This is a genomic window from Enterococcus sp. DIV1096b, from assembly GCF_050498765.1.
GTDB lineage: Bacteria > Bacillota > Bacilli > Lactobacillales > Enterococcaceae > Enterococcus_D > Enterococcus_D entomosocium.
Genome location: NZ_JBMHEK010000001.1, coordinates 220,094 through 233,098, shown reverse-complemented (window position 1 = coordinate 233,098; position 13,005 = coordinate 220,094). Strand labels below are relative to the sequence as shown.

10 protein-coding genes are annotated in these 13,005 nt (G+C 42.7%); all 10 read right to left on the bottom strand.

The genetic code is table 11. The annotated features are described in order from the left end of the window. Nucleotides 1-10 precede the first annotated feature (10 nt). The 10 genes from IGJ17_RS01080 to IGJ17_RS01035 all read right to left on the bottom strand — a co-directional run bounded on the left by IGJ17_RS01080 (nucleotide 11) and on the right by IGJ17_RS01035 (nucleotide 12,996). Nucleotides 11-1,174, bottom strand: a complete 1,164-nt coding sequence (locus IGJ17_RS01080; protein ID WP_196043850.1) for a glycoside hydrolase family 88 protein — start codon at nucleotides 1,172-1,174, stop codon at nucleotides 11-13. 150 nt (nucleotides 1,175-1,324) lie between these two features. Continuing rightward, a complete protein-coding gene (locus tag IGJ17_RS01075) occupies nucleotides 1,325-2,152 on the bottom strand; it encodes a DUF7402 domain-containing protein (RefSeq protein ID WP_008376442.1) in 828 nt (275 codons plus the stop codon). Further along, nucleotides 2,127-3,893 (bottom strand): DUF2264 domain-containing protein, encoded by a 1,767-nt coding sequence (locus tag IGJ17_RS01070; RefSeq protein ID WP_429961032.1) that lies wholly within the window; start codon nucleotides 3,891-3,893, stop codon nucleotides 2,127-2,129. The genes IGJ17_RS01075 and IGJ17_RS01070 overlap by 26 nt, the downstream gene beginning before the upstream one ends. A 445-nt stretch (nucleotides 3,894-4,338) precedes the next feature. Continuing rightward, on the bottom strand, nucleotides 4,339-5,796 hold the full coding sequence (locus IGJ17_RS01065; protein ID WP_016619586.1) for a glycoside hydrolase family 1 protein: 1,458 nt from the start codon (nucleotides 5,794-5,796) through the stop codon (nucleotides 4,339-4,341). A 19-nt stretch (nucleotides 5,797-5,815) separates the two neighbouring features. Next, a complete protein-coding gene (locus IGJ17_RS01060; protein ID WP_034872083.1) occupies nucleotides 5,816-7,672 on the bottom strand; it encodes a beta-glucoside-specific PTS transporter subunit IIABC in 1,857 nt (618 codons plus the stop codon). An 88-nt stretch (nucleotides 7,673-7,760) separates the two neighbouring features. Next, complete coding sequence (locus tag IGJ17_RS01055; RefSeq protein WP_223347153.1) at nucleotides 7,761-8,576, bottom strand: PRD domain-containing protein; 816 nt, start codon at nucleotides 8,574-8,576, stop codon at nucleotides 7,761-7,763. Between the two features lie 383 nt (nucleotides 8,577-8,959). Beyond that, on the bottom strand, nucleotides 8,960-9,454 hold the full coding sequence (locus IGJ17_RS01050; protein ID WP_016611527.1) for a GNAT family N-acetyltransferase: 495 nt from the start codon (nucleotides 9,452-9,454) through the stop codon (nucleotides 8,960-8,962). Between the two features lie 277 nt (nucleotides 9,455-9,731). Next, entirely contained in the window at nucleotides 9,732-10,727 is a 996-nt protein-coding gene (lacD, locus tag IGJ17_RS01045; protein WP_308810316.1) for a tagatose-bisphosphate aldolase, read from the bottom strand. Nucleotides 10,728-10,912: 185 nt separating this feature from the next. Next, the gene (locus IGJ17_RS01040) at nucleotides 10,913-12,082 is read right to left on the bottom strand and encodes an SIS domain-containing protein (RefSeq protein WP_016611531.1); all 1,170 of its coding nucleotides are present in this window, start codon (nucleotides 12,080-12,082) and stop codon (nucleotides 10,913-10,915) included. Between the two features lie 179 nt (nucleotides 12,083-12,261). Continuing rightward, on the bottom strand, nucleotides 12,262-12,996 hold the full coding sequence (locus IGJ17_RS01035; RefSeq protein ID WP_005226773.1) for a GntR family transcriptional regulator: 735 nt from the start codon (nucleotides 12,994-12,996) through the stop codon (nucleotides 12,262-12,264). Nucleotides 12,997-13,005 lie beyond the last annotated feature (9 nt).

Genomic DNA, 13,005 nt, shown 5'->3' with positions numbered 1-13,005 from the left:
GTCTTCCCCTTTACCAGTATCTTTGCCAATCAGGCAATGCCAATCGGATCAATCCTTCTAAATAGAAATAATCACCCCAAAGATTGGGCTCATCGATGCCTTTGCCTTCCGCATGAGCATACACACCATGCAGCAATAAGCCTTCATTTTCTGGCACTTGGCTCGCTGCATACTGCTCGCCTAATTGGTAAAGCATTCCTTTAGCGATTTTTTGGGCATCGGGATATGCCCCCATTTTCTCTGCTTCCAACAAGCCACAAGCCGCAATCGCTAAAGCAGAGCTGTCTTTTTCAACAGGATGTTGGTCGTTAAAATCAAAGTCCCAATACGGCACCAAATCTGCTGGCAAATGAGCCAAAAACACCTCCACGATCTGCGGATAATTTTCTGGAAAAGGCTGACTATGCAGGTAGCTTTCATTCAAAGGAAGCCCTAAAATCGCCCAGCTCTGCCCTCGTGCCCAAATCGATTGGTCGCTGTTTCCTTGATGCGTCGCACCGTGACTTGGCTGCCCCGTCTCAGGATCGAAATAATACGTATGAAAGGTGGTGGCGTCATTCTTGATGACGGTCTTTCGGACTGTCTGATAATGCTTACTCGCAGCCTCTGCGTAGCGAGGCGCTCCCGACAATTGAGTTGCTACAAATAAAAGCGGCAAGTTCAGTAGCGAATCAATAATCAAGCGGTATTCTTGTGGGTCGCCATAAGCGCCCCAAGCTTGAATAAATTCCCCCTTTTCTTGAAACCGTGCCAACAAAACATCTGCTGCTTGAATGACTTCTTGCTTGCAGTGTTCATCGCCAGTGATCTTGTAGCCCGCACCGGCAGATAAGCTATATAAAAAACCAATATCATGATGATCTAATACAAAATGGTCGTCTAAACGCGTTTGAAAACTGTCGATATTTGCCATAGCTCGATCAAGAAAGTTCTTTTCCTTGGTCCACTCATAGGCGAGCCACAACATCCCGGTCCAAAAGCCATTGGTCCAATCATCGTTGCCTTTCAGCCGATATTTGCCATTGGTGGCACAGGCTGAAGGAAATTGTGTGCCAAAGCGCTGACTATTTTTTTCGATCTGTTGGATGCACGCGGTGATTTTATCCGCTAACCACACATCGGTCACTTTTTCTCCTAACAGGATCAAGCGTTGTTTGTTCTCTTGCAGACGCATATTTACCCTCTCCTTAACTTGTTAACATATTAACTGAAATCATTATAACGTAAACGCACAAAAAAAGCGACCTTCCTTCCTTGATTCCTAAAAAAAAGAGCATGACAACTGCACACAAATGCAGACCTGTCATACTCTCGTCCTCTTTTTTTAACAGTTCCAACCAAATACTTCGATTTGTGTAAGAGCTGGGAAGGGGGAATCATCCTCTGCTTTTTGCAGCTCTTTATAGGTCAGCTTAGTCGTTTCTTTTTTTGGAAAACGAACTTCTTGAAAAGACGCCGTATTTGTCGTTTCCACCACCAGCTCTTCTCCATCAGCAAAGACCAAGGTCCCTTTGGTCCAATAGCTATCATGGGGATAATCTGCCCGCAATAGGAAGCGAACCCGATCAATCAAGACGGGACGACCAAACTCAATGGTCAATGCAGCATCGGCTTGCTGATTGATGCCCCAAGAAGCAAACGGATACGACCCGTGGGATCGGTTGCCATATTTTCCATCAATCGCATTCTTGGCAAAAAAGACGGAATCATCTCGCGTTTCCACATTCGCTGAAGCATGAGGATACGCCCCTGTCGCTGACTTTTGATCATGGGCATTGAAGGATAAATTTTGATAATTCGTGATCTCAAACGCATGGGCTTTGCGCACCATCAGGTGATGGCGCTGCGAGGTAAAGGCCGTTTCCACCGAGGACTTTCGAGCGGACTCCGTCCAAGGAATCTGATACTCCCAAGTGGATTGGGAAAGATAGATCAGTGATGGTGCTAAGGTTTCATCAAGCTGAAGGACATAATACGGATTTTCCCCCGTCACCTCAATAACGATCTTATCTCCTTCCTCATAGGGATAGTTTTTAATGGCTAATACGGCCAAATCATCATCAGAAACTTGAAATGGCGCGGGTTCTTTTTCATGGTCGATGCGACCGACGATCACCTGGTCCTGCTTATTTTTTATTGCTAGCGTAATCATTTGGATCGATCCTTTCTTTTTCTACGATACCACCGACTAAACAAATCAAACGGTGCTTCCCTGGCGGAATATGTTGTGCTAAGTATGGAAAACTGGTTCTTGGAAAAAAGACGGAGGTATTGGCTTCTGGCTGAACAATACTGGCTTGTTGATAGCCTTCGATGTTGATGATTTGAGAACAAAAGCCCTCTTCACTGACTCGACTCCAGGTCGGTCCTGTTTGGGCCTGAGGCAACCGTCCAGTCAGCGGTACACTAAATCCGCCCTCACGAAGGTCCAACGAAATCGTCGTCGTCAACTCGTGCACGCGCACATGCCACTGACCAAATGGATAAATCTCAGTTTCAATCACTACCTCCCCAAAGGGAGCCCATTGGATAAAGATGCCTTTTTCCGTCACTCGATAATCCATGACTGCGCCCTTCGTGCGAAAATAGCTGCCATCTCGAGCAATAGCTAATGTACTATCGAAGGCGCCTTCGGCATACGTGACGCCGGCTTTCGGCACACTGAAGCCAAATTTGCTCGAATAGACGAATTTGCTGTATTTTGCTTGAGCATGCGCTTGCTGTTCAAGCATCAAACCTGCAGGATACCCCAACAAATGATGGTTTTTTTCATTGTGCACCAGCAACATATTGCCTTTTTCAATCCGTTTTTGCGGCTCTCTCTTGATTGGCTCAGGTTCAGCCCGCCAAAAAGGATGCGTTTCTGCGACCGCTAAAAGCAAAAAGGTCTTAAGCCCCCAGTAAGGCGAGCCTGGTGCATTGTACCCTTCTGCCATCACTTGATTTTCATAGTGGTATCCGATGGACAAGCGACCATCGAAAGTGAAAATCTCCTGCGCCATCCAATTGCGCAAGTATTTCGCCAGTAGTCCTCGCACCTGTCCCCATGGGATCGCTTCGACATCTGCGAAAACCAGCGCCGAGAAAAAAGCACCTTGCGCAAACCGATAGGTCAGGCTGCGGCCATAGGGCAAGGCTTCGCCGTCTTCATCAAAATAATAGATGAAATCTTGGGCAAATCGGGTGGCTCGTTCTTTAAAACGCTGTGCCCATTCTGGGTCTTCGTCTTGCATAAATGTAGCGTAAATCAAGCCATAATAATGAAACGCAAAAGGAATATAGTAATCTCGCTGCGTCGTTTTCCCATCTACGTACCAACCATCGCCAATGTACATGGAATCGATCAATGCCAACTCTTGGGACAATGCTTCTTTTGCCAACGGTTCCCCACAGTGAAACAGGGCAACGCGAATCAACACTTTGAAGAATGTCCAGTTGTTCTTAGGAATCTTGCACTCAAGTGCTTGGGATAGCCAAGCCACTAGCTTTCGCTGGTTCTTCTGCGGCAACGCTGTCCAAAAAGCGTCCTTTTGCAATAAAAGAGTCAATGACAATGCGGCTGCTTCCACGATGTATTGATCATAATCCGTGATCCTTCCCCAGTAAAATGCGTGTTCAGGATCTGTCCCCGCGATCACTTTTTCCACATAAGCTGCTCGTAACGGATCATCTGAGCAAATCCTCCAATAAGGCGCCAGCCCCCACAAAGGACGCACAAGCGCTTCCATCTCAGCCCGTGTTCGGTCATACACGGCCCCACTGCTACCTAGATTCAATCCTGGATAGTCATCTGCCAAGATCGCTTCTCGCAAAGGAGCGATCATGTCTTCCACTGCCCGCTGATAATCCAGACGCGTCAAAAACGGATTCTCTTTGATTGCCATTTGCTTCATACGCTATCTCCTTCTGTCAATTTACAGAACAGAATAGCAAGCCACGACTTTTTTATCAAGCGATTTTCTACTGGCAATACTTCTGAAAAATGAGAAAAGATTTTGAGGGATTTTTAACTTAACCTGTTAAGAAAAAAAGAGGAATTGAAACTATGGGAAAGTGATTGGAGAAATGGTGAAAGTTAACTGATTTAGTATTAAGAAAATATGATAATCAATAGGAATATTTATTAAAAAAATCATAGAAAAGTTTTAAACTCATTTACTAATCAACACATACAAACACCATTGAAATACAAATACGCGACAGCAGTTGAAACTGCTGTCGCGCGCTTTGGGTCTTATGCTTTTAAAAAGCCAAGCATGAGGCACACTCCTACTTGCAACGATTGTCTGAGTTTTTCTGTTTCTATCTTTTTGCTCCCCTGCTCATTCACAGCCTTTTTTATAATTCATCTCCATTAGAAGCAATCACTTTCTTGTACCAATAAAACGAGTCTTTCCGATAACGAGCCAAACTTCCTTGTCCTTGGTCATCTTGATCCACATAGATAAAGCCGTAGCGTTTTGACATTTGAGAAGTTCCGCAACTGATCAGATCAATGCAGCCCCATGGCGTGTATCCCATGAGATCAACACCGTCTTTAACGGCTTCGCGCATTTGTTCAATGTGTTTTTTTAAATAATCGATTCGATACGCATCGTGGACTTCCCCATTGACTAACTCATCTTTCGCTCCTAATCCATTTTCACAAACAAATAAAGGTTTTTGGAAACGATCATATAATTTGATCAATGATATTCTTAACCCAATTGGATCAATTGGCCAGTCCCATTGAGAGAGCTCTAAATATTCATTTTTAATTGGGCTATCAAAAGTACCTGCTAATTTAGATGCATCTTCTCTCGCCTCCGCAACATGAGACATATAATAACTAATGGCCACAAAGTCCACTGTCCCCTCTTTAAGGATATCCGCGTCTTCTGGTCGGATATCGATGGACAAGTCATTCTCTGAAAAGTAGCTATAAATATAGCTAGGATAATACCCCCGTGCTTGAACATCTGGATAAAACATATTCAACTGGTTGGATTTCACTGCTTGCAGTTGATCTTCTGGCTTTGTCGTATGTGCATATGCTTCTATTTGATTGATCATACACCCAATCTCTACATCAGGAATAATTTCTTTCGCAGCTTTTACAGCCAATGCGCTTGCCAAGAATTGATGGTGAGACGCTTGATATGCCGCTTGCAATGAATCATCCACTAAATCTTCTAAGATCCCCGCCCCTGTATATAAGCTATTAAGATTCATATTCATTTCATTGAACGTGATCCAATACTTCACCTTATTTTTATAGCGTTCAAGAATGACTCGGGCATACTTCTCAAACAAGGGAACTAGCTCACGACTGATCCATCCGTTGTACTTCTTCGTCAGTTCGATCGGCATTTCATAATGTGACATCGTTACCAAAGGCTCAATACCATATTTCGCACACTCATTGAAAACAGCATCATAAAAAGCTAGTCCTGCTTCATTCGGCTCATCTTCAAGTCCCGTGGGGAAAATCCTCGCCCATGAGATTGATAAGCGAAAACATTTAAATCCCATTTCTGCAAATAAAGCAATATCTTCTTTGTACCGATGGTAAAAATCAATGCCCCAACGTTTTGGGAAAAGATAATGTTCAGGATGCATCGCATACTCAGCTAACTCTTTTGAAGTAACGTTAAAAGTAAAATTATTTACTTTTCCAGAAGCATAAGGGTCTTTGTATGCGGCAAAATCTGAAGTGGATAATCCTTTTCCGCCTTCTAAATAAGCACCTTCGATTTGGTTAGCAGCGGTAGCTCCTCCCCATAAAAAATCATCTTTAAATCCTGTAAATTTTTTCATTATTTTCTCTCCTTTTCTATTATTGAATGCACATCATCAAGCGCGATGTCGTTGACTCCACATGCCTATCTCCAGTAATGATCACGTCTAAAAATTCTGAGCTATTGGTCACAATGATCATTGTTGTTAGATCATACCCACTTCTAGCTATTTTTTCTAAGTCAAACCTAATGATGGGTTGTCCTTTTTCGACTGTTTCGTCTGCTGCAACAAGATAATCAAAAGATTCGCCTTGCAGCTTGACAGTATCGATCCCAACATGGATCAAAAGATCGACACCTTCTTCTGAACGTATTCCTACCGCATGCTTCGTCGGAGTCATCATCGTGATTTTCCCGGAAAATGGTGCGTAGACTACGCCTTCTTCTGGAAAAATTGCTACCCCTTTTCCCATTAGCCCTGTTGAAAATGTCTCATCTGCAACGGTCGCTAAATCTCTGACCTCGCCTTCCATAGGAGAATAAATTTCAATTGGATATTTGGTTTCAACTGCTATATTGGTCGTTTTTTCTGATGCTTTTTCTGATGCTTCTTCTTCAAATCCCAAAAACATTGTTAGAACAAACGAAACGACAAAACTAGCGATATAACCGATCAGCGCATAAATAAAATTATTCGAATCCTGAATAATGTATGTTGGTAAAGCAGTAATACCAGGAATAGAAAATGCGGTCACTTTGACAGCAAAAAAGCCAAAAATCGTTCCTCCTACAGCGCCCCCTGCCAATGAGGCATAGAAAGGTTTCTTCAAGCGCAACGTTACGCCATAGATAGCTGGTTCAGTAATTCCGAAAATTGCAGGAATCAGAGTAGAAAATGCCAAAGATTTCGTGGTCGCTTTTTTCGCCTTCAAAGCTACCCCTAAAACAGCTCCAGCCTGTGCACTATTCGCAACCAAATTCATCGGCAAAAGCATAATATCGTAGCCTAATTTTTGAAGACTAGCAAATGTTCCAGGAAAGAAAGCATAATGCATACCTGTTATGACGATCAGCGGCATCAGTCCTCCCATCAACAAGCCCGCTAAAGGACCTGCAACGGTGAACAACGTGGTAAAGATTTCTTCTAAATATTTACCTAAAAAATTTCCTAGTGGTGCAACGATCGCTAATAGAATCGGTGCCGTGACTAGTAAGGTCAACATTGGACTAAAAACGATGTTAACTGTTTTAGGAACTACTCGATCCATCCATTTATTGATATAGCTCATAAGAAGTACACCTAAAATAATCGGTAATACCGTAGAAGAATAGTTATTTAATGGAATGGCTAGACCAAATAACGATAATGCACTTCCTCCTTCTGCCGCACCATTGATCAGCGTGGGATACATGAGGATCGCTGCTAATGCAGCAGCCAGCGACTCTTTCGTCTGAAATTTTCTAGCTGCTGTGATAGCAACAAAGAAAGGCAAGAAGTAAAATACCGCATCTGAGAAGATATTCAATACTTCATAGGCAGAGCTCTCTGGTGAAAGCCACCCAACTACAACGAATAATGCCATGAGACCTTTGATCAAACCTGACCCGATGATTGCAGGCATCAGTGGCGTGAAGATTCCACTAATCACATCGAAAATTTTATCTAAGAAGTTCATTTTCTTATTCGAAGACCCTTCCATAGTAACCTCTTCCCCTAATTGATCGGCAACTTCTTTGTAGACTTCAGCCACCTTGGCACCAATGATCACTTGATATTGCCCCCCACTAAATTGACTGCCGATCACTCCTGCTAATTCATTGATCTCATTCTTTTCTACTTTCGAATCATCTATCAAATTAAATCGTAAACGGGTAATGCAATGCCAGCTTTGGGATATGTTACTTTTTCCACCAACTAAGGCAATGATTTTTTTCGCTAATTCTTTATTTTCCATTGTTGCTCCTCCTTTACTAAAGAAAAAGCCCAAGTGAAAAAAACTTCCACTTAGGCTTATGCTCTTTTCTAGATAACACACCTTATCTTTATTTAGTTGTAATTCGTTCAATATGAATGACTAAATATACCAATTCATCCTCAGAGATTTTCCAATGGTACTCTCTATCCAGCATATCTTTAATGAGCAGACCACAGGCATAACTTTTCATATATCGTTCCTGAATCAGTTCACGTATTTGCTCGTCCATCTTCAACGACGTTTTTTTGTTTTTTTGGCGCATAATGAAATAACGAATATGAGTAATAAATCGTGAATAATCTGCTGTTGTTTTATCTAAGACTGTTCCATAAAGGATTTGGACGATTTTAACAATTTTTTTGATCACTTCTGTTATTTGCAATGTATCTGCCATATTCGACTGATCAATCTGTCCATTCACAAAATGAAGCGCAATAAATGCTGCTTCCTCTGGCAATAATTGCACAGCTAACTCTTGTTGAATAAGTGCCAACGCTTGCTTACCGATTTGATATTCTTTGTAATATAGATGAGGAATCTCCCATTTGATGGGATTTTCATTTTCTACCGAATTGTTCAACGAAAAAGTTAAATGGTCTGCTAAAGAAAACAACAATCCGGTACCAAACTTTTGATTTAATTCTGCTTCCCCAAGATCAATAATTTTTGCTGCAATACTTAATACTTCCGGCGTATAATTCTCTATCTTATGGCTATGCTTCTCCTCTTCATTGGGAGTAAAAATTTTACTGATCAATGCTTCATCAACCATGTCTCCACGTTTCTTTTTAAACCCAATTCCTGTCCCAAATAAAACTTTCTCAGTCCCTTGATCATCTCGTACCAAAACAATATTGTTATTCAGTGTTTTTACTATAGTCATCATTTCCACCTCCTTAAAGACAAAAAAACACCAAACCTAAAACGAAGCTTCCTGCGCTGTTACGCGAAGAATAACTTTGCTTTTGGACTTGGTGGTGCCTGACTTGTTTATCAGTAACACTCCTGCATCTTTGACAACATCGTACTATCTACAAAAGAAAATGTCAACCCTTACATTTTCCTTAAAATCGATGACTATACAAATCGATAAGGGCACCAAGTCGCAGTATTAGTTATAAAAACCAACGATTTTTTATAGCTACTTTTTCGTAATGTTTACTCATTTATTTAGGATTGTTTTCCAGAAAATCTAATTTAATAAGGAGGTTTTTTAAATTTTCATAACCGAATGATTTGTTATTTCATTCTTGCTTCACCTGTTGTTTAAGAATTTCTGATCTTTTTCTCAAAGCAGACCACACTTACCTTCTGATCACTGACTGTTGTCACGGCTTTTCGTGTCTCTTTAAATCCTTGACTCTCCCAGAAAGATCTACCGGCTGTGTTTTCTTCAATAACAGCGAGAGAAACGAGAGAAATCCCTTTTAAGCGCCAGTCTTGTTCTACTTGCTGATAAATAGCTTGCCCGTGTCCCTTACGCCTTTCGCCAACCAGCAGCAAGCCAATATACGCAGTGCCCTCTTGCGGATAATCAACAAGATAATCCATGATAGCAATAGGTTTTTGATCATAATAAATAATAGAAAATACCTTTTGCTCTTGAGCCACAGATGGCGGTAGAACAGTCATGTCCCGCATGAGTTGTTCGATGGAAGGTGTCTCTTTCGTTAAAGCAAAATAGGCCTGGTTTTTCTGATAAATACTATAGGCAGCTTGTTGGTTTTCTGACGTGACGGAATGAAACGTATACACGTTCATGAATGCTCCTTTATTGTAGGTTTATTGAACCTTATTTCGACCAAAAGTGAAGCAAGTGGATTTGATGGCTTTTACTGCTAGTTTATCCTATTCAATTCCCCTTGTAAATTACTCTCTAAACCTCTTCCTGTTTACGTTTCATTCCTACGATGATAACCGAACTTGTCAAGGTATAAAAAAGACACCCTAGAGCCTTAAGTCAGAAGCCTGCACTTCTTCTCAAAAGCCCTTAAGATGTCTGATCATTGGCCATTTCTCTTGTCAAACAGCGAAAAAACTATTCTTCGACCGTAACTTTGTCCCACCAAGAAGTAGCGGTCTTTTGGATCACTTCATTCAAGTCTTCGATGTGCTGTTTTCCGGTACTTGCTAGCCATTCTTTGGCTGCTTCTGTTCCTTGTTTTACAAAGGGTTCAACGCCATCTTTCCACGTTGCCCGGCCGCACAAGACGCCATTGAAGGTGGAACCGGCTTCTTTGGCAAAAACCAGTGTTTCTTGGAATAAGCTGGCTGATACGCCTGCACTGAGAAAAATAAACGGCAGATGCGTTGCATCGCTTTGCGCTTTGAAATACGCGGCGGCTTCTTCCTTGGTATGCACGGCTTCTTCCTTGGCAAAATCTGCCACATAATTCATGTTGACTGGTACTTCCACCTTTAACACATCGACTTTGTACTGTGGTTTTGAAAATTCCTTCATCAATCCGATGACTTTTTCTGGTTTGCGTTGCGCATATGCTTTTGAGTCGACTTCAGGCAACTTAGCATCATAGGAAAGAACTTCTAAAAAGAAGGGCAGATCAGCGGCTTGGCATTCGCTGCCGAGTCGTTCCACAAAGACGTGTTTCAACTGATTGATCTGGGCATCTTCATCTACATCATAATAAAGCAAAAATTTGATGGCATCGGCGCCTGCTGCTTTTAATCGCTCAACTGACCATTCCCCTAATAAATCAGGCAAACGTCCCGGCGTAGTCGCATCATAGCCGGTTTTCTCATATGCCAGCAAAAGCCCCGCCTCTGGATCACGGCTTTGCGCAGCTGCTAACCCATATTCTGGATCTAATAAAATAGAAGATGCGTAAGGGGTCAATTCTTGTGAGACTAGCTTTTTAAACTGGCTGATTTTTTCTGCGTCAGCCTCCACGCCAAGTGCTGCCATCATTTTTTTCAAGGCACCACGTTGGTCGATCGCTAAAGCCGCGATTACTCCTTCTTTCGTTGACAGGCGATCCATCGCTGCTTTTTTGGCTTTCGTTACGGTTGCTTTCATTAAAATTCCTCCTTTTTTGTCCATGCCAAAGAATCAACCGCTTTCACTTTTTTCAGTGTTGGCGAAACGGTTGTCAGCATGTATAAAAATGTCTATTGATGAAGCCGTTCGACTGATTGACCACCGCACGTATCGACTTCGTACACGAAAAGATACGTGCTCGTGGTGGTCTTTCTCAGTCATCGTTAGTTGTTATACGGATGAATCGTCACGCCTTTGACCACCCGATTGACGGTACGCGTTGGCGAAGGGGTATCCGGTGTATTCCCGACTTTGATCGATGCCAACAGTGCGATCGTTTGCGCAAAAACAATGTCTGCTAAGGCAAGATAGCCATCTGGCAGTGAAGTGTCATCTGGAAAGAAAAAGTTTGTTCCTGAAAAATTCACAGCTGCCGGCTGTCCGATGGCGGTCACTGCGACGGCGATGCCGTCACTCTTTAATTCTTCCAACATATCAAGATCATACTGCCGCGTGTAGGGCGTATTGCTGACAAAGACAAAGACGAGGGTTTGATCATCTACGAATGATTTTGGTCCATGACGGAAGCCCATCGAAGAATCGAACACGGTGGCGATTTTTCCCGCAGTCAGTTCCAATACTTTTAGCTGTGCTTCCCTGGTCAACCCCGACAACGTGCCTGAACCAAGGTAAACGATTCGCTTAAAGGAACGGTCCGTCAGTACTTGGAGTTCTGTTTCTCTGTCGATCACTTCTTGCCCCAACCGGCTAAGGGTTTCAACATAATGCCCTTTTTCCGCCAGAGGCGTCTGGTCAAAAATCAGCAGTGCCGAAAGGGCCATGCAAGAAAAGCTTCCCGTCATCGCAAATCCAGCATCATTTGACCTCTCAGGCATCAATAACAGATAACTCGCTTCATCAGCGGCAGCTTGTTGTGCCAAAGATCCGTCGGCTGCACAAGTGATCGTCAAATGATAGCTGTCGGCAACAAATTGATCGACGATTTTGACCGCTGCTAAACTTTCTGGTGAATTGCCGCTTCTAGCAAAAGAAACGAGCAGTGTTGGTTCATCCGCAAATAAAACTTGTTCTGGAGCTGCGACAATATCCGTCGTAGCAATACTTTCAAAAAGATAATCCGCAGTTGCGCCGGTCTTATTCAAGTAAGGAACGATCGTATCTCCAACATATTGCGACGTCCCCGCTCCCGTGAAGACCACTCGGATTCGTTTGTCCGTCTTTTGCTTGATGGTACGTAAGAAAGTCGCGATCGCCTCTTGCTTTTCTTGATAGATCGTCAAGGTTTCTTGCCAAAGTTCTGGCTGTTGTTTGATTTCTCTTGTTGTAATATCCGCACCTAATTCTGCTAATTCCTTTGTTGACAGTTGAAACATCTTTCTTCCTCCTAGCTACTGTTTTTCCAGTATGTATTCCCAGTGACGGTGCGAGGAGCGCTTGTCTTGGATGAATGCTTAGCGATCACCCAAAGGGCAAACTTCCTCGACCTCACTGGTTTTGAATACATGCCTTTTCTTTGCTCGAGTGGATCATTTCAGACTGTCTAGGAAATGCGCTACTCGTCGTTACGCAAGTGGCGGACTTTGTATCTAAATTGGTCTGCTCGAGCAACACTCAAGGTGTATTCGATCACTTCATTTTCAATATTGAACGTGCTGCGTACCAGGTTCAACACCGGCGCACCTTCGTGGATTTTTAGCAATGCCGCATCTTTCGCACTGGCAATGCTGGCAAAAAATTCTTCGTCCGCGAGGCGGATCACTTGATGAAAGTCTTCATGAAATATATCGTACAATGGTTTTTGCTCGATCATCTCACTCGTTAAATGCATGAAGCGTTTGACGGGCAGATAAGAACGCTCGATCATCATCGGTTGGCCATCAGCAAGACGCAATCGTTTTAACTTGTAGATCGGCTCGCCGATGGAAACTTGCAACTGAGTGGCAAAATATTTTGTCGCTTCCATTTTTTTGAATGCCAATACTCTAGTTTCTGGTTGTTTCCCTAGTGCTTTCATCTGTTCGGTAAAACTATACGAACCTGATAAATTGGTTGCCTGCTTGCGGATATCCGAGACAAAGGTGCCTTTGCCATGTTGGCGATAAATATAGCCTAATTTTTCTAACTCCTGTAGAGCCAAGCGAACGGTGGTCCGACTTAACCCGTAGCGCTTTGACAGTTCTCTTTCTGAGGGAAGCATCGTGTCTGCTTCCATTTCATTTTCGATTTTTTCAATCAGTAAATTTAACAATTGATCGTATAATGGTTGTCGATTTTTATTGATATTCATAAGCCCCTC